At 68.7% G+C, this 17,315-nt stretch carries 18 protein-coding genes; 9 read left to right on the top strand and 9 right to left on the bottom strand.

Annotated features, from left to right (window positions below):
• Window positions 1-12: 12 nt before the first annotated feature.
• Both EJK15_RS40800 and EJK15_RS40795 read right to left on the bottom strand, forming a co-directional pair.
• A complete protein-coding gene (locus EJK15_RS40800) occupies window positions 13-735 on the bottom strand; it encodes a DUF4386 domain-containing protein (RefSeq protein ID WP_138715834.1) in 723 nt (240 codons plus the stop codon).
• A 235-nt stretch (window positions 736-970) separates the two neighbouring features.
• The gene (locus EJK15_RS40795; protein WP_240777535.1) at window positions 971-1,705 is read right to left on the bottom strand and encodes an NAD(P)-dependent oxidoreductase; all 735 of its coding nucleotides are present in this window, start codon (window positions 1,703-1,705) and stop codon (window positions 971-973) included.
• A 128-nt stretch (window positions 1,706-1,833) separates the two neighbouring features.
• Between EJK15_RS40795 and EJK15_RS40790 the strand changes: the two genes are divergently transcribed.
• The gene (locus EJK15_RS40790; protein ID WP_138715860.1) at window positions 1,834-2,508 is read left to right on the top strand and encodes a TetR/AcrR family transcriptional regulator; all 675 of its coding nucleotides are present in this window, start codon (window positions 1,834-1,836) and stop codon (window positions 2,506-2,508) included.
• A gap of 76 nt (window positions 2,509-2,584) precedes the next feature.
• Here EJK15_RS40790 and EJK15_RS40785 read toward each other — a convergent pair whose 3' ends face one another.
• A complete protein-coding gene (locus tag EJK15_RS40785) occupies window positions 2,585-3,076 on the bottom strand; it encodes an SMP-30/gluconolactonase/LRE family protein (RefSeq protein ID WP_171074820.1) in 492 nt (163 codons plus the stop codon).
• A gap of 223 nt (window positions 3,077-3,299) precedes the next feature.
• Between EJK15_RS40785 and EJK15_RS40780 the strand changes: the two genes are divergently transcribed.
• Window positions 3,300-3,683 (top strand): dihydrofolate reductase family protein, encoded by a 384-nt coding sequence (locus EJK15_RS40780; RefSeq protein WP_138715831.1) that lies wholly within the window; start codon window positions 3,300-3,302, stop codon window positions 3,681-3,683.
• Window positions 3,684-3,748: 65 nt separating this feature from the next.
• Window positions 3,749-4,963 (top strand): ROK family transcriptional regulator, encoded by a 1,215-nt coding sequence (locus EJK15_RS40775; RefSeq protein WP_138715830.1) that lies wholly within the window; start codon window positions 3,749-3,751, stop codon window positions 4,961-4,963.
• A 452-nt stretch (window positions 4,964-5,415) separates the two neighbouring features.
• Here the strand turns inward: EJK15_RS40775 and EJK15_RS40770 are convergent, their stop codons facing one another.
• The 3 genes from EJK15_RS40770 to EJK15_RS40760 all read right to left on the bottom strand — a co-directional run bounded on the left by EJK15_RS40770 (window position 5,416) and on the right by EJK15_RS40760 (window position 7,615).
• Window positions 5,416-5,688 carry a hypothetical protein gene (locus tag EJK15_RS40770; RefSeq protein WP_138715829.1) on the bottom strand — a complete coding sequence of 91 codons (273 nt, stop codon included), beginning with the start codon at window positions 5,686-5,688 and terminating at the stop codon, window positions 5,416-5,418.
• A 366-nt stretch (window positions 5,689-6,054) separates the two neighbouring features.
• Window positions 6,055-6,720: a maleylpyruvate isomerase family mycothiol-dependent enzyme gene (locus EJK15_RS40765; protein WP_138715859.1), complete on the bottom strand. Its 666-nt coding sequence runs from the start codon at window positions 6,718-6,720 to the stop codon at window positions 6,055-6,057.
• 493 nt (window positions 6,721-7,213) lie between these two features.
• On the bottom strand, window positions 7,214-7,615 hold the full coding sequence (locus tag EJK15_RS40760) for a DUF4333 domain-containing protein (protein ID WP_138715828.1): 402 nt from the start codon (window positions 7,613-7,615) through the stop codon (window positions 7,214-7,216).
• A 48-nt stretch (window positions 7,616-7,663) separates the two neighbouring features.
• Between EJK15_RS40760 and EJK15_RS40755 the strand changes: the two genes are divergently transcribed.
• Complete coding sequence (locus EJK15_RS40755; RefSeq protein ID WP_138715827.1) at window positions 7,664-8,077, top strand: MBL fold metallo-hydrolase; 414 nt, start codon at window positions 7,664-7,666, stop codon at window positions 8,075-8,077.
• Between the two features lie 121 nt (window positions 8,078-8,198).
• Here EJK15_RS40755 and EJK15_RS40745 read toward each other — a convergent pair whose 3' ends face one another.
• Window positions 8,199-9,215, bottom strand: a complete 1,017-nt coding sequence (locus EJK15_RS40745) for a helix-turn-helix transcriptional regulator (RefSeq protein WP_138715826.1) — start codon at window positions 9,213-9,215, stop codon at window positions 8,199-8,201.
• Between the two features lie 206 nt (window positions 9,216-9,421).
• Between EJK15_RS40745 and EJK15_RS40740 the strand changes: the two genes are divergently transcribed.
• The 5 genes from EJK15_RS40740 to EJK15_RS40715 all read left to right on the top strand — a co-directional run bounded on the left by EJK15_RS40740 (window position 9,422) and on the right by EJK15_RS40715 (window position 15,325).
• Window positions 9,422-9,844, top strand: a complete 423-nt coding sequence (locus EJK15_RS40740) for a VOC family protein (RefSeq protein WP_138715825.1) — start codon at window positions 9,422-9,424, stop codon at window positions 9,842-9,844.
• A 314-nt stretch (window positions 9,845-10,158) separates the two neighbouring features.
• Complete coding sequence (locus EJK15_RS40735; RefSeq protein ID WP_138715824.1) at window positions 10,159-11,259, top strand: winged helix DNA-binding domain-containing protein; 1,101 nt, start codon at window positions 10,159-10,161, stop codon at window positions 11,257-11,259.
• 690 nt (window positions 11,260-11,949) lie between these two features.
• Window positions 11,950-13,509, top strand: coding sequence for a serine hydrolase domain-containing protein (locus EJK15_RS40725; protein WP_240777534.1), 1,560 nt, complete (start codon window positions 11,950-11,952; stop codon window positions 13,507-13,509).
• Between the two features lie 164 nt (window positions 13,510-13,673).
• Window positions 13,674-14,633 (top strand): MerR family transcriptional regulator, encoded by a 960-nt coding sequence (locus tag EJK15_RS40720; RefSeq protein ID WP_240777533.1) that lies wholly within the window; start codon window positions 13,674-13,676, stop codon window positions 14,631-14,633.
• A 212-nt stretch (window positions 14,634-14,845) separates the two neighbouring features.
• Window positions 14,846-15,325 (top strand): carboxymuconolactone decarboxylase family protein, encoded by a 480-nt coding sequence (locus EJK15_RS40715; protein ID WP_138715822.1) that lies wholly within the window; start codon window positions 14,846-14,848, stop codon window positions 15,323-15,325.
• A 150-nt stretch (window positions 15,326-15,475) separates the two neighbouring features.
• Here EJK15_RS40715 and EJK15_RS40710 read toward each other — a convergent pair whose 3' ends face one another.
• Both EJK15_RS40710 and EJK15_RS40705 read right to left on the bottom strand, forming a co-directional pair.
• Window positions 15,476-16,399: an RNA polymerase sigma-70 factor gene (locus EJK15_RS40710; protein ID WP_138715821.1), complete on the bottom strand. Its 924-nt coding sequence runs from the start codon at window positions 16,397-16,399 to the stop codon at window positions 15,476-15,478.
• A partial coding sequence (locus tag EJK15_RS40705) for an NAD-dependent epimerase/dehydratase family protein (RefSeq protein WP_206061400.1) occupies window positions 16,396-17,315 on the bottom strand: 920 nt, incomplete at its 5' end. The genes EJK15_RS40705 and EJK15_RS40710, both read right to left, overlap by 4 nt.

Here is a 17,315-nt window from a genome sequence, read left to right as displayed (position 1 = left end):
TCATCCGCGCACTCAACTAGGGCCGGAGTGGGCGGCGGCAGGAACCCGCGTGTCGGGTTCGGGAACCCGCACGGCCTTGACCAGCAGCCACGCAATGAACGAAAGTTCCGCGACCGCCGCAGGGGTCATGGCGAACGGTGAGATGTTTGCGCCGAAGTCGGGGGCAAGGAAGCGCGCGAACACGTCCACGAGGTGGCCGAAGCATCCGATCACCAGCAGGATGCCCAACACCTTGGGGAAGTAGCCCGACTTGACGACCAGGTAACCCAGCGGCAGCAGCCACAGGCCGAAGTACGTCTGGGCGATGAGGTACCCGTCGTGTTGCAGGTCGGCAAACAGCATAGTCAGCTGGTCGGAACCCGTCGAGCCGAAGGCGCTGATGTAGTCCTGGCCGGTGGCGATCTTCAGCGCCGCATTTTGGTTGAGCAGGTTCAGGCTTTGGATCGCGACGCTGACCGCGACGAAGGTGACCATCGCGGCGGCAGCCATCTGGTTGACGTGCTTGAGCAGCAGGTACAAGGCCATGCCCGTCAACAGAAAGACCGTGGCCCCCACCAACTCGCTGACGAAGCCGATACGAAACAGGGTGGCCGAGGTGTCGATGTTGCCGGCCGTGGCCGCTGCGTCCCCTGACTCGACGATGCGCGTGTTCACCAGCCCGGCGAAGATGGTGAACACGGCGACGATCAGATACAGGGACCCCGCGATCCTCGCAAGCGTCTTCGGTGCGGTCACGGTTTGGTCCTCCCTTGGTGTACGGGCCCGGCCAGCCGAATCTGGCTGTGGCGGGAACGCGCGTCGGATTCGGAAACCCGCACGGCCTTGACGAGCAGCCAAGTCGTGAACATCAGTTCCGCGAGTCCAACGCCCTGCGCAAACCAGCCTGGGGGCGAAGATTCGCGGACGTACCTCGCCCTGGCTTCCCGGCGAGGCCTCTCCGTGACGCGCGGGGCGGACGCGAGCCGGACGCTCACGCCGGACCGGCGGCGTGGGCAAGGGCCGAAGGGGTCAGCCGGCCGACGATGGCCGGGGCCTCTTGGACGAGGGCGTCGTTCTCCACAGCCTCGACCATGAAGCGGGCGTAGTCCACGCGACGGGTCAGGTTGCTCGCGAGGACAGGATCACCCACGTGCCGGCTCCACACCGGCAGGCCCTGACTGTCGCCCTCCTCCAGGTCGCTGCCACGCACGACCGTCCAGCTGGTGTCACTGGCAAAGATCCTCCGGCACGCCTCCACCTGGTCGTCCACGTCCACGACACGGGCAAGCCTCGCCAGCCGCCCGAACACGGCCGCGTACAGCTTGAACTTCCGGGTGTACACGTCCTTCCCATCGCGGGCGACGTGCCAGCCGCAGGAGAACACCAAACGGGCGCCCGGACGTGCATGGTCGAGCACAGCCTGGGCCGTACCGGAGGCATAGTGGTTCCTCCCCCACGGCACCAGCACCGTGAGGACGGCGTCGCACCCGTTCACCGCCCGTGCGATGACCGTACGGGCGTCGCTCGCTCCGGGAATCACCGTGATCCGTCCCTCGAAGTCGGCGAGCTTGGTCACGCTCTGCTCTCGGCAGACACCCACGACCTCGTACCCCCGGTCCAATGCGTGCTGCACCATGTAGCGCCCGAGCTTCCCGGATGCGCCGACAATGCAGACCCTTTTCCCCGTGCCCGGCTTCTTGGCTCCGTCCGAACCGATCGGTTCCACGACCCTCTCCTCTCTCGCCATCACCTCCACCCATACATCGTTAGGTGGAGCCTAACGGTGTAAGGTTCTACCTAACGATGTAAGGTTGTCAAGCCGTCCAGCAGCCTAAGTGGGAGGACCTCGTGGCCATGGAGTCAACCGGCACGCCTGCACCCCGCCGCAACTCGCTCAGCAGGGAGATGGCGCTTCGCACGGCTGTCGCGCTGGCGGACGAGGCTGGCACCGGTGTGCCGAGCATGCGCGGACTCGCCGAGCGGCTTGGAGTCGAGGCTGCGTCGCTTTACCACCACTTCCGCAACAAGGACATGATCCTCGACGGCATGGTCGACCTCGTCTTCGCGGAGATTGAGCTCCCGGCGGACGACGTCGACTGGCGGGCCGCGATGCGACGGCGGGCAGTCTCGATGCGCGGCGCACTGGTCCGCCACCCGTGGGCGATCCGTCTGATGGACTCACGGATGAACCCTGGCCACGCGACTCTGCGCCACCACAACGCGGTCATCGGCCGTCTACGGTCGGGCGGCTTCTCGATCGCTGGTGCGGCACACGCGGTCTCGGTGCTGGACAGCTACATCTACGGGTTCACGCTCCAGGAGCTCAGCCTGCCCTTCAAATCATCCGTCGACCTCGAGGACGTGGCGGGCTCGATCTTGAAGCAGATGCCCCGCGATGAGTTCCCGCACCTCACCGAGATGATCACCGACCGCGCCCTGAAATCTGGTTACGCGTACACCGAGGAGTTCGACATCGGACTCGACCTGATCCTCGACGGACTGCAGCGACAGCGCGAAAGCTGGCTGTAACCCGTCAGCGAACGAGCCAGGGCATACAGGCAACCCGCAAGCACTCCCTGGCTCCGAAGAGCCAGTGACCGCAACCTCAGCCCGACTCGGATTCCGCACGCGGCGTCATCGTCAGCCGCCGCGGCCTCGATCGGGAAAGAGGACCCATCCCAGGCACCGGCCATTCGATCATGACGACCCGCCCGAGCGACGCCTGAGTCACGAAGAGGATGCGCTGGTCAGGCCCGCCGAAGCAGACGTTGGTGACATCCTGGTCGGCAAAGTGGATCGTATCCTCCACAGTTCCGCCGCCCGGCGCGACGACGAATGCGGCACCGGACCCGGTACCCGCGACGATCAGCCGCCCGTCGCGGTCGAAGCACATGCCATCGGGGAAGCTGTCCGGGCCGAGGTCCACGTACGTCGTGGGCGGCCCGAGCGAGCCCGGGGCGACGATCTCGAAGTGGTGGATGTGTCCGGTGCCGGTCTCGGCCACGAGGAGCGCGTCGCCGCCGGGGGTGACGTGCAGGCCGTTGAGTAAGCGCAGTCCGTGATGGACCCGTCGCGCCACACCGTCGATCGCGTCCAACAGCGTCCATACCTCGCCGCTGTCGGTGAGGCATTGGGAGGAGTTTTATGGGCAAGGTCATCTACTGGATGAACACCTCGGACGACGGCTATATCGAGGATCCCGACGGTGGCATGGACTTTCTGGACCCGGCCGAGGACTTTCAGCAGGCGTCGAACGACCATGTTCGCCGGCCCGCGGCGTTCCTGTTCGGGCGGCGGCTGTATGAGGCGATGGAAAAGCCCTGGACGCAGGACCTCGGCAAGGAAGGCGCCCGGCCGTCGAGCGGGAGTTCGCCCAGTTCTACAAGGAGACGCCGCGGTACGTCTTCTCCGACACCCTCCAGACCGTCCCCGAAGGGCTCACGATCGTCCGTCGCAAGGACGCTGTGTCCGTGGTGACGCGCCTCAAGCAGGAGATCGACGGCACCCTCCAGCTCGGCGGCCCCGAGTTGGCCACCTCCCTGCCGGACCTGATCGACGAGTTCTGGGTGTACGCGTTCCCCGTGATCGTCGGGGGCGGCAAGCCGTACCTGCCCGTGAGAGAAGAACTGCCGTCCCCGGCATGCAGACCTTCGCGTTCTCCAACGCCGACGGCGGCCACCAGTTCGCCTTCGGCACCAACCTGAGGAACTACCAGCAGCCCTCCTGCTCTAGCTGTGATCATTTGAAGACAGGTCCTAGGCTGGCGGGGATGACGGGATCGGCGGCGGGCGCGCGGACGCAGGAGCAGATGCGGCAGCGGAACCTGAGTGAGGTGCTGCGGCGCGTCCATAAGGACGGGGCGGTGTCACGGGCCGCGCTCAGCCGCCGGATGGGCCTCAACCGCAGCACCATCATGGACCTGACCGCCGAACTCGCCGCGGCTGGGCTCGTCCGCGAGGGCGTCCCCATCGAGCGGGGCCGCGCCGGGCGGCCGTCCATCGTCGTCATGCCCGAGCGAGATACGGTGTATGGGCTCGCATTCGACGTCGCCGTGGATCGGCTGCTCGCGGCCCGTGTCGGGCTCGGCGGCCGGGTCCTCGACCGCCGCGAGGCCGTGCGCACCCGCGCCGGGGTCGACCTGGAGGACGTCGTCGGCGTTCTCGCCACCTTTGGTCGCGAACTGGTCGCCGGGGCCGGTCCGGGCGCGTTGTGCGTGGGTGTTGGCGCGTCGTATTGCGGGTTGATCAGGCGCGCCGACGGCACGGTCCGGTACGGACCGCACCTCGGCTGGGTGGACCAGGCGTTCGGCGCGGAACTCGCCGCCGGGCTCGGCCTCGGGCTTCCCGTCGAGGTGGGCAACGAGGCGCACCTGGGTGCGATCGCCGAGCACGTGCGCGGCGCGGGATGCGACGTCGACAACCTCATCTACCTGCACGGGGACGTCGGCGTCGGCGGCGGGATCATCGTCGGCGGCAAACTTCTGGACGGCGACGCAGGCTACGGCTGCGAACTCGGGCACATGCTGATCAACCCGTTCGACGGGCGGCCCTGCCTGTGCGGGTCGCGCGGCTGCCTGGAGGCCGAGGTGGGGGAGGAGGCGCTGCTCGACTACGCGGGACGGTCCGACGAACTCGTCGGACGCGACGGCATCCGGGCCGTCGTCGCCCTCGCCGGGACCGGCGACGCCCGAGCGCGGGACGCCCTCGACCGCATCGGCGACTGGCTCGGCGTCGGCGTCGTCAACCTCATCAACCTGTTCAACCCGGCGCTCGTGGTCTTCGGCGGGATGCTCCGCGATGTCTACCCGAGTGCCGCGCCACGCGTCCACGCCCGGATCGACGCGCATGTCCTGCCGGTGTCGCGCGAACGTGTCCGCCTGGCCGTGACGGCCCTTGGTGACGACACCACGCTCGCCGGGGCTGCCGAACTCGCCTTCGCGAACCTCCTGGACAACCCCCTCAACACATTGGCCACCCTACGCTGATGGGACTGGGGGGCCTGTTCTGAGTTCGGATCTTTAGGCGGGACCAAGGCTTGGGATCCAGCAGGTGACGCCTCGAAGGTAGAGCCCGGACTTGTCTGGGGTTCTTGGCCCCTTCTCCCAGGTCAGAGAGAGATGATCTTGACGGGCACGTAAGGCACGTGAGGCTGTCCAGGAAGTGTTTCGACCGAAACACCTGGACACCCATTCGAGGACCGAGTACGGCCGTGACGATCGCTGGCGGTGGCCGGGCTTCGGTACGGGCTGGGGCGATCGCCGCCGCAGGCCTCCTTCGTCGGCCCCCGGCATCGAGCCCGGTGGGCGTCTGAGGCAGCGTGACCGCGGAAACGCTGACGTACGACACGTACGACCGGGTCAAAGCGAGATCCTCGAGAAGGGGGCTTCACGACCGGCGGCGGCGTGGCCGCCAAAGCCGCTCTCGGCCGTCCGACGGGTCAGTGCACGCAGAGGGCCGAGACGGTCACTTCGTAGACGAACCAGGAGCTGTCCGGCGCGATGAAGAGCGTGCGATCGGTCTGCGACCAGTTCGTGCAGTCACCGCCCGCCGCCAGCACCGCCGCCCTGGCCTGCTGCGCGCCGTTGTGCTTGGCCACGTCCGAGGTCCGGCCCTGGCCCACCGCGCTCGCCGAACGCGGAACCGTGTAGGACATGGCGGACTGATCGGTGGCGGCGTCGGCCGCCACCGCGCCGAGACCAAGCGCTGTCACCGTGACAAGGGACGCGGCCGATACGCGCCAAAGGAGCGCTCTCCTGCGGCGGCCTGTGCGAGATTCCATCTGGCCTCTCTACTTTCGTCGGGCGTAGGGGGATCGCGGCGCCTGGCGCGCCACGACGTCAACGTAGATCCGTAATTGCGGCCACACCAGATTCGGCTGGTTGCCGCCGCATTTGCCCACGATGCGGCGTGCGGCCGGCTGAAAGTTTCACGAAAGTGAAACGCGCCCCGGCGTCCGGAGGGTGAGAAGATCTCTTTCGGATGATCGGAAGAGGACGCCCTCGGCGCGGATATCGCCCAGTTCGCCACCTTGCAGCGCAAAGGGCCGTGAGGGGCTGGGCGGGCTTCGAGCCCTGGGTCATGTCATGTCGCGCCGATCGCGCAGGATTTCGACGCCGTCGCCGTCAAGTTCATCGCAATACACCGAGCGTCCGGTCGTCGCCATCACCAAGGCCAGGGTGGTGCCGGACACCAGCGGCCCGGAGCCCGTGGTGAAAGGGCCGTCGGTGGCGACGAGTCGCAGGCCGGCGATCCGTCTCTTGGCGGCGACGACCAGGTCCGAGCCCCGGTAGTACTCGGCCACCTGGGTGAGGGTCTCGATCGGGTAGTCGTGGCGAATGCCCAGCGGTCGCCGGATGTCCTCGGCATGCACGATCGTCTCACCCAGCATCGCCATGACCGGAAGAGGTGGTTTGGTGGTGCTCGTGATGACGCGGCGGAACCTGTCATGCGTCTCGGCGGCGGTCGCGCCCAGCTGCTCGGCCAGCCGCATGGCCACCTGCTTGTCGAAGTCGAACCGGCAGCGGATCACCCCAGCCAGCCACCGCACGCCGTTGAGGCTCGCCGATGAGGTGAGGTGCGCCAGCACCTCCCGCCCGCTCAGCCCGGTGCACAGCGACGGCGTCGCCCACTGCTCGCCAGTCAGATCCGCCAGGTCGGCCGCCAGGGCCGCTCGCTCGGCATGCACCAGCGGCCAGATGCCGGCCGCGCGACGGCCCCTTCCTCTCGGTGCCGGATCGGTCATGTCGGACGGCCTTTTGCCGAAGATCACAGGAGTAGTCCTCGTTGTCAGGTCGGTAAGGATGGTCGAAGGTGGAGACTTCCGCGAGGGGGCGAAATCGTCGCTCATGAGCGACGCCTTAAGGCAGTCTGCCGACATGGGGCGACGCACTGCCCCTGAGCGCGCAGCGGGCACCGGATCTCACGCCACACCGATGAGAACCCACGCACAGTCCCTGGAGGTTCCGCCTCGTCCCACATCAGCCAGGTGATGGCCGTCTCGACGATCCACTGGCGGCACGCGGGCTGCCTGCATGCCTAACATGCCTGAACGACCTTCATGCGGCTGACCAGCTAGTTCGCTTGATAACCCCAGATCTGGACCTGCGCACGCGCTGGCACGAGCAAGATGCCGTCTGCTCGCGTAGGTGGAGGGTGAGAGCGAGCAGGGCCGCCGTCGGTGACGGCGGCCCTGCAGATGGTCTTGCCTCGGGTCCGGGCGGACTCGTGAAGGCCCTCTACTTGTTGTCGACCTTAATCTTGAATTTGACATCGCTGCCCTTGACCGACGTGACCGTGACGGTGAGGCCGAGCTTCGTCCCGTCGTTGGCCTCCAGCTGGCAACGCATCGTGGTGCCCTGCTCCCCCTTGAGGTCACCCGGGCACACGACCGCCTTCGGTCGCTGCCCGACCTTCGCCGCCAACTGGTCGGCGACCTGCTGTTCGACCGTGGGTCTCTCGACGGAAGTGCTACCTACGCCGAAGCTGAAGCTGCAGCCCGCAACCAGCACCACACCGCAGGCCAACGACACCGGGAAGCCAATGCGCATGTTCCCCATCCTCATCGCTTGAAAGATTGCTGTTTCGACGTGCACGGGCTGACGGTGGTAACGGCGGCCGCGCAGCGCGATCGCCGCCACCCGTGACAACTAGGAAGGTTCAGTAGTAAATCATGCCCGGAACCGTCCTTGCTGCGTCGACCGCACTCGCCGCCGGTGTGGCCGTGGTCGGCGGCCGGCCCGCGCCCTCCTTCGCCGACGCCGGGCGAGCGGGTTCGCGCTCGCACCTCACCTGGTACCACCTGGTCCCCGGCTTCGTCGACATCGACCAAGTGGCTCTTCGAGGGAGACGACCGTGCCCTCCTCGTCGACACCGCGATCAACACACCCGAGGTGATCGGAGCCAACGACCTCAAGACGGTCGTCCGGTACCTGCTCGGCCACGAGGACGACGGGACCGAGAGGTCCCATGCGGTCGACTTCGACGTCGCCATCACGCACCACCATGGCGATCACACGGGCAAGGTTTCGCAGATCTCGGGGGCCGCAGAATCGACATTGTCGCAATGTACGGTCACACGGCTGGTCTTCGTTCCGCGGTGACGCCGAGCCGTGCGCCGCGACGATGTTACGGATTCACCTGGCCGAACGCTTCGCGGCGGTCGCGTCGGCGGATGGCCAGGGCGCACATGGCCAGATGGTTGGCTGGCCGTGTGCGGTTGGCTCATGGGATCGGGGGCGGCGTGGCGGATGCGTCGGTTGCGGCGTTGGCGTAGCGGCGGGCCAGGTGCGCGAAGGCGTCCTTGAGCTCGGCCGGGCCGACGACCTCGATGTCGGCGTCGAACCTGCCGATGGCGGCGGCCAAGCCAGGCCATGACCACGAGCCCAGGACGAGCCGGCAGCGGTTCGGGCCGAGTTCCTCGACGACTCCGTCGCGGGTGTGGCGGGACACGGCGGCGGCGGGTAGGCCGAGGATCACCTCGCCGCGGCAGGGCCAGTCGCCATAGCCGTCGGAGCCCCGGAACCTGCTGGCCACGAAGGCGGCCACCTCGCCTCCGGGCAGCTCGCGCGGGGTGAAGCGGGGCCCCGTAGGAGTGCGCGGGGTGATCCGATCCGCGCGGAAGGTGCGCCAGTCCTCGCGGTCGAGGTCCCAGGCGACGAGGTACCAGCGCCCACCCCAGGTGACGAGGTGATGGGGCTGCACCCGGCGCGGCGGGGTCTGCGCGCCGTTGTCGTCTGCCCCTGGTGGGTATGCGGGGGCGTAGTCGAAGCGCAGCACCTCGCGGGCGTGGACGGCGGCGCTGAGTGTCATGAGCACGCTGCTGCCGACCTGTGGGTCCGGTCGGATCGCGGGCCGCTCGACGGCGGTGACCTGGAGGGTGTCGATCCGGTGGCGCAGCCGGGCGGGCATGACCTGCCGGACGGTGTTCAGCGCGCGCGCCGCGGCTTCCTCGATGCCGGCACCAGCGGTGGTGGCGACCTGGAGTGCGATGGCCAGCGCGACGGCCTGCTCGTCATCGAACAGCAACGGGGGCAGCACCGTGCCGGCATCGAGCCGGTACCCACCGTCGGGCCCCTTGAAGGCCACTATGGGATAGCCGAGCTCGCGCAGGCGGTCGACATCACGGCGCACGGTGCGCGGGCTGACCTCCAGCCGCTCGGCCAGCAGCGCCCCCGGCCAGTCCCGGCGCGCCTGGAGCAGCGAGAGCAACGACAGCAGTCGCGCTGAAGTCTTCGGCATGATCCCCATATTGCCCTGAGAAGCGGCCACACCCTGACCGCTTCCCCTGCGACGGTTGTCTCGGGCCGAACAACGAGAACGTCCAAAAGGCCCCGATCACCGTGACCGCCCCACGCCACCAGTGTGATTCCGATTCCGCGGTCGACAGTTCAGTCCGGGCGCTTCACAGCGTCCAGAAACAATAATCGAAGGTTAGGAGTCAAGAAATGTCCGTCAAGTCCGTGACCCATCTGAACTTCCGGGGCGACGCCCGCGCGGCGCTCGAGTTCTACCAGTCCGTGTTCGGTGGGGACATCGCCGCCGTCACGTACAAGGACGCTGGGAACACGCAGGAGCCCGCCGAAGCGGACCAGGTGATGTGGGGCCAGGTGGCCGCGGACAACGGCTTCCACGTAATGGCCTACGACGTGCCCTCGCGGATGCCGTGGGACCGGGGTGAAAACTCGTTCTTCGTCTCCCTCCGCGGCGAGACCACGGAGGAAGTCACCGCGTACTGGGAGAAGCTCTCCGCCGGAGCGACCATCGTGCAGCCGCTGGCGCCTGCGCAGTGGGCTCCGCTCTACGGGATGCTCATGGACCGCTTCGGCGTCGCCTGGGTCGTGGACGTCGTGAGCGAATACAACGGGTGAGCATCAAGCGTGGTGAGGGAGGCGCGCACCGTCCGTCCTCCCACACCACGCTCCTGATGCTGTCCGCCCTGATGCCACCAAGCGTGAGCAGGCCGGCGGGCGGTCAGCCCGCCAGACGCAGCACGCTGACCAGACCACAGGCTGCGACCGAGTCCAAGCCGGAGCCAGCGTCCGGAGACCAGAGCCGGCGGGCCAGCTATTGAAGGGAACAACCACCATGAGGATGCGGCCCCAAGGGCGGACCGGGGTGCCGGCCGTCACCCGAGCGGCGCTACGTCGGCGATCGGCCGACGAGCGCGCTGCGGCGTGACCCGATGACCGTTCTCGACACCCGGGCGCTCAACCGCGCGACGCTGGCTCGGCAGTTGCTGCTCGATCGCGCCGACGTGCCGGTCCTCGACGCCGTCGCGCACCTCGGCGGTCTGCAAGCGCAGGAACCGCAGGAACCGTTCGTCGGGCTCTGGTCGCGGCTGCGCGCGTTCGACCCGGCGGTGCTCTCGGACCTGCTGATCCGGCGGAGCGTGGTGCGGACCCACCTCATGCGCCGCACCGTCCATCTCCTCACCGCCGACGACGCTCTGGCCTGGCGGGCCCGCCACGACGTCATGCTGCGCCAACGGGTACTCGGCAACTATCGCCGCGAGCTCGCCGGGGTAGACCTCGACGAGCTCGCGACGGCAGGCCGGGCGGTGATGGCCGACGACGAGCCCCGCTCGATGACCGAGCTCGCGCGGGCGCTGGCTGAGCGCTGGCCGGCGCCGGGACCGCGGGCGCTGGGCGAAATGCTGATCGCCGCCCTCGTCCCGGTGGCGCAGCTGCCGCCGCGCGGGCTGTGGCGCACGAGGGCGGGAGTGCGCAACGTCCTGCTCTCCTCCTGGCTGGGGCGTGAGATCGACCCGCCGGCCCCCAAGGGCTCCGATCCGGTCGGCGAAGCGCTGGTACGGCGCTATCTAGCCGCGTTCGGCCCCGCCGCCGCGGCCGACCTGCGCGCCTGGTGCGGCCTGGCCGGACTGCCGGCCGCGGTGGCCGCGATACGCGAGGAGCTGGTCACCTTCCGCGACGAGCGAGGCCGGGAACTGCTGGACCTCGCCGACGCGCCGCGCCCCGACCCTGACACTCCCGCCCCGGTGCGGTTCCTGCCGGCGTTCGACAACGCACTCCTCGGTTACCACGACCGCAGCCGGATCATTGACAACGCCCACCGTGGCCTGTCGGTCGCCGGCGCTCGCGTTGTCCTGGTCGACGGCCGGGTCGCCGCGACCTGGAGCGTCACGGGCGGCACCGTGGTTGTCACCCCGCTGCGCCGCTTCTCTCGAGCCGACCGCACCGTCGTAGCCGAGCAGGGGCGGGCGCTGGCGTCGTTCCTCTCCGACAACGACAGCCACCGCGTACAGATCGCCGCGTCTCCCCCGTGATCGACACACCTGCGAGCTGCTTCCCCTGAGCACGGGATCGGGTGGCGCGCTGGTGTCCACTGTGGAGTGCCCGTGCGACGCGGCGGATGCTCGGCCGCGGCCTCATTCTGGCGTGTTCGGTTGGCTGGACCTGCGGCTGGCCGCCCAACACTCCGTCGTGGGAGATCGAAACCACGCAGACCTCCACCTGTGCCTCCCGTCACCGAATCTACTGTCTGCGCAGCAACAGATGACCTCGGCGAAGTACGGCCGGAACTCCCCCGGCGGTGTGTGGATGACGGAGTACCAGGACACGACACCGCCCAGCATGCCGTCGGTCAGGCAATTCCAGGCGTCGGTGATGATCACGCGGTTCGGCGTGCCCGTCGGCTTCGAACAGGGACCACCCACGAATCGATCTCCGGGTCGCCGCCGTTGTCGATCATGTCGTCGTAGAGCCGGGCGATCGATCCGGCGAGCATGACCAGCAGGGCCGCCCCGCCATCCTGGCGTAGGCATGGGTGCCGACCGGCCCCGTGCGAGATGCGACTGTCACCCGACGGGGACGGCGTCCTGCTCCCGCAGCTGTCCCAAACCCAAAAAGTAGCTGTGAGCTAGATCACGGTTGAGGTTGACCTCGGGTCAGGGTGGAAGCTCGTCGCAGCGGCACGACGCCGACCGGACATAACAGATTTGAAGGAGCAAACCACCATGTCCATCACCCTTTCCGACCCGGACAAGAGCACTCTGCGGACTGCCGCGTACGGCGCCGTGTCGCTGATGGCCGCCGCCACCGGCTCGCCCCACAAGGCCGCCACGAATGCCTCCATCGCCCTGACGTCGGCGACCGGTCTGGTCGGGCACGTGCTCGCCGCGAAGGCCAAGGACATCGAACTGAAGGGCAAGACCGTCGCCGAACTCGCCGACCGGGTACTGCCGGCCCTGACCGCAGCCATGAAGCTGCTCGGCAAGCAAGCTCCGGCAGAAGCCGACAACTTCCGCAGCACCATCCTCCTCGCCATCGAAGCCGCCCAGGTTCACCCGGACAAGCCCAGCACCACCACGGCCCAGATGGCCCGCAAGATCACCGCGGCCCTCGATGCCGCCGGGGTGGCCACTGCGGACAGCGGGGCTGCGCCGGCGGCTGCTGCCGGGGAGGATCGCCCGGAGCTGCAGAAGGCGATCGAGGAACTTGTTGATGCCGGTTTCGTCGGGGTGTCACTGCGCGTACACGATGAGCGCGGGGAGTGGGCCGGCAGCGCCGGGGCGGCCGAGCTGGGTGGGAGCGCCAAGCCGCCGATCGACGGACATGTGCGGATCGGCAGCAACGTCAAGACCTTCATCGCGACCCTGGTGCTGCAACTGGTGGCCGAGGGCAAGGTCGGGCTGGACATCCCGGCGGCGGACTACCTGCCCGAGTTCGGGCTGGACGAGCGGATCACGGTGCGGATGCTGTTGCAGCACACCAGCGGGGTGTTCAACTTCAGCGGCGAGGTCTACGACGACGGGACGGTCGTGCACGGGATCCCCGTCCCCTACGGCACCACGGGCAAGGAGTGGGTGGACAACCGGTTCAAGATCTACCGGCCGCAGGAGCTGGTGGAGCTGGCGTTGTCCAAGCCGGCGCGGTTCGAGCCGGGCACGGGCTGGAGCTATTCCAACACCAACTACGTGCTGGCCCGGCTGCTGATCGAGAAGGTCACCGGCCGCCCGGTCGCCGAGGAGATGCGGCGGCTGATCCTGGGGCCGCTCGGGCTGTCGGGCACCGTGGTGCCGGACGCCTCGCCGGAGATCCCCGCCCCGCACGCCCACGCCTACTACCGCTACGAGGACGCCGGCGAGCAGAAGACGATCGACGTCACCCGCCAGAACCCCTCCTGGATCTCCAGCGGCGGCGACATGATCTCGACCACCCAGGACCTCCACACGTTCATCTCCGCGCTGATGAGCGGCAAGCTCCTGCCGGCTGAGCTGCTGGCCGAGATGTGCACCCCGCACCCGACGGGCATCCCGAACATGGACTACGGCCTGGGCGTGTTCGTGCTGACCACGACCGGCGGCGACACCGTCATCTCCCACAACGGCGCCGCCGTGGGCCACGCGGCGCTGATGTACAGCACACCCGACGGGAGCAAGACCCTGACCGCCGCGCTGAACTGCGTGGACGACGCCGACTTGTCCATCGCAACAGCATTCCAGAACGCCCAGCACAGGCTCGTCAACGAGGTGTTCTGCGGTGGGCAGGCCGATCCGGCTCAGCCGACGGACTGAGCACCTGTGACCCGTACGCCTCGAGGGGCGACCCCTTCCGGTCGTGCATCAGGTAGAACGCGAACCGGCGCCACGCCGAGCTCAACGGGCTCGGCGTGGCCCGTCCATATGCTCGGCTGTGGTGTGCGTAGTCGCCGAGCTCGAGCACAAGGCAGGCTGAGCAGATGAGGAACGGAGTCATGATCGGGCAGGCGGCGGCATTCGTCGGCGTCACGGTGAAGACGGTGCGGCATTACCACAAGCTCGGCCTGGTCGAGGAGCCGGAACGCGACAGCTCCGGCTACCGGCGGTACGGATCGGCCGATCTGTTGCGGCTGGTGCAGGTCCGGACGCTGGCCGCCGCCGGGGTGCCGCTGGCCGAGATCGGGCCTCTGCTCGACGCCGATGCCACCCTGTTCGCCGCCGCGCTCGCCGACGTCGAGCGGCAGCTCACCGAACGGATCGAGGAGTTGATCGCGCGGCGTGACACGCTGCATCGGCTCGCCGATGGCGACCGGGCTCTGCTGCCCGACCGCGCTGTGGCGCTGCTGGAGCGGATGCTCGGCCTCGGATTCCCCGCGGACGAGGTGGCGGCCACCAGGGAGGGCTGGGTGCTGGCCAAGGCCCTGGTCCCAGAAGGCTTCGACGACTACCTCACCCATTTCGACCACGCCCTCGAAGACACCCGGCTCGTCGCCTTGACCAAGCGCGCAGCCGAAGCCGCGGCCTGGGAACCGGACGACCCCCGCATCGCCGAGCTCGCCACCGCCGCGGCCGACCACTACCTCGCCAACCCCGCACTGCTGAAGACGGTGACCAGCCTGCAAGCCCGCACCGAGGCCGCGACCCGGTACACGCTGATCGCCCACCACGGCGAAGAGCAGACGCCGGCCGCGGCTGGCCGCGCTTTTCGAGACCAAGCTCCGCGCCGCCGGCATCCATATCCCCAGACCAGGCTCCCACTGACCGCGCCGTGCTCCGGTCCTTCGGCCCGGCGACCGGCCGGGGGCCTGCCCACAGACACCGCTGGAGCGGCTGCACGGCGTCACGCCGGGGGGTGCCGCCCACGATCAGTACCGTCTCCAGGTCGGGGCGCGGATCAGAACAGCGTGTCGCGGACCCGCTCCGGCGCTCGGCGGTGCTGAACTTCGCCGAGATCGCCGGAACCGTGGAGTCGGGCCAGAAGGGCGTTGGGGATCGTGGTGAGCGGGGCGAGGTCTGGCAGCGGTACGGAGCGTCGTCGTGGGTCTGCGCCGCGGTGCGGCAGGGAGACGCACGTCACATTCGTCCATCTCACATCTCGCCGCGCTGCCTCGTCTCGAGAGGTGTACCCGCTAACAACAGCAAGGAGTGCATCATGGAAGCCCGCTTGAACCTCTTCCGCAGCCCGCTCGCAGCCAAGTCCTTGAAGCACATCGCCTCGGCGAGCATGGCGATCATCAAGGACTCTACGCTGCCGTCCGCGACCCGGGACCTGGTGCTGCTCCGCGTCAGTCAGATCAACGGCTGCGGCTACTGCACCGACGCCCACGCCAAGGATCTCGCGCACGCCGGGGAGAGCGCCACGCGCGTCAACCTGGTCGCGGCCTGGCGGGAGTCCACGGTGTTCACCGACGCCGAGCGCGCCGCCCTGGAGCTGGCGGAGCAGGGCACCCGCATCGCCGATGCGGCCGGTGGTGTCACGGACGAGGCCTGGGCGAACGCCGCCAAGCACTACGACGAGGAGCAGCTCGCCGCGCTGATGGTGCTCATCGCCCTTATCAACGCCAACAACCGCCTGGGCGTCATCAACCGGCAGCCCGGCGGCGACTACCAGCCCGGCCAGTTCGGATATTAACCAGGAGCGGCCTGACCACCGGTGTCATCGGGCACCAGTAGCAGCACACGCCCCGGGCACCGCTGGCCGGTGCCCGGGGCGTCGCTCTGGTCCGCCTGGCGGCGAATCGCCTGTTCCTGCCCCGCTACGCGGGCTGGTCGGCTTTTGCGGTCAGTCCGTGGACCGGCGGGCCTGGTGCGCCTCGCGGATGACCTCCCAGGCGTCCGCTACCGGGCCTACGTGCCCGAGTTTGTCGGGGTTGAGGACCGAGCGAATCGTCTGGATCTGCCCGTCGAGGATGTCGAGCGCCAGGGCGTAGACCACCTTGCCGTCCCGGTCGCGGAAGATCGCGCCCGGCTGGCCGTTCACCTCGTGCGGCTCCACCGCGACGCCGATCGGGGCGAGCAGCGGGACGGTCGAGGCGAGCACCTGGGCCACGTTGTCAGCACCGAAGGTGCCGCTGCCCCACGTCGGGGCCTTGCCGCCGCCGTCACCGACCATCTGCACGTCGGCTGCCAGCAGCTCCCGCAGCGCGTCGACGTCCCCTTCCCGGAAGGCGTCGAAGAAGCGTCCGGCGAGTTGTTCGCGTTCTTTGCGGTCGGCCTCGAACCGGGGTCGGCCCGCGTCCATGTGGCGGCGGGCCTGCATCGCGAGCTGGCGGCACGCCGCCTCCGATCTTTCCACCGCCGAGGCGATCTCCCGGAAGCTGAAGGCGAACACCTCTCGCAGCACGAAGACCGCGCGTTCGAGCGGGCTGAGCCGCTCGAGCAGGAGCAGGGCCGCCATCGACAGCGAGTCGGCCAGCTCCGCCGACCGCGCCGGATCTTCATAAGGGTCGGCGAGCAGCGGCTCGGGGAACCACGGCCCGACGTACTCCTCGCGCCGGACGCGGGCCGAGCGCAGCACGTCGATCGAGACCCGGGTGACCGTGGCCGACAGGAACGCCTTGACCGACCGGGGCTCGGTCGGGGAGGCCTCGTAGCGCAGCCAGGTCTCCTGGACCGCGTCCTCGGCCTCGCTCACGCTGCCCAGGATCCGGTAGGCGATCGAGAACAGCAGTGGCCGCAGCTCCTGGAACTCCTCGATCCGCTTCACGCCAGCTCCTCCTTGAAGCCCTGCCGCCAGGACGGGTAGCGCGGCTCCCAGCCGAGCTCGGCCTTGGCCTTGGCGTTGGAGAAGCCGCGCCCCTGCGTCATCATCACCACCGCCTGTTCCCCGGTCAGCAGCCGGGCCAGCCACACCGGAACCCGTATCGGTCGCTTCGCTCCCGCGCACGCGGCCAGATGAGGCAGCCACTCGCTGGCCGGGGCCGGTTCGTCGTCGACGATGTTGAACACGCCCTTCGCCTTCTGCTCCACGGTCAGGACGGTAGCGCTCGCCGCGTCGTCCAGATGCACCCAGGAGCTGTAGCCGGTGGCGTGCCCGACGAGCGGGAACTGCCGCTTGCGCACCAACTCGACCTGGTCGTCGATGGCGCCCGGCCCGTAGAAGCCGCCGTACCGCAGGACTGCGCCGCCGGCCTTGAGGACCACGTCCTCGACGTGGCGTATCGCCTCCGCCCCCGCCTGCGCCGCCGTCCCCGTCATCAGGTTCAGCGCGTCCTCCTCGGTCTTCACCCATCCGCCCTGGGGGATGCCGTTCCAGCTGGCGTAGCCCTGCGCGACGAAATGCGATACGCCGGTCGCCTCGGCCGCGGCCAGCAGGTGATCCGTCCCCTCGACGCGCAGCCGGTTGGTGGTGGCGAACCAGCGGTCCGGATGCTTCATGTCGGGCTTGCCAGCGTGCGCCATCGAGATCGCGGTCATCTGATGCACGAGCACCTCTGGACGGGCCATGGCCACCGCCTCACCCACCGACACCGCATCCAGCCCATCCATCACCACGCCATCGGCGCCCAGCCGCGCCAGCAACCCCAGCTTGGCCGCGCTCGTCGTCGTAGCTGTCACCTGATGCCCCCGCGCCACCAGCTGAGGCACCAATCGCCGCCCCAAAACCCTGTCTCTTATACCCA

The organism is Nonomuraea basaltis (genome assembly GCF_005893125.1).
Taxonomy (GTDB): Bacteria; Actinomycetota; Actinomycetes; order Streptosporangiales; family Streptosporangiaceae; genus Nonomuraea; species Nonomuraea basaltis.
Note: the sequence above shows the minus strand (reverse complement) of the source record. Positions and strands in the feature narration are given on the sequence as shown.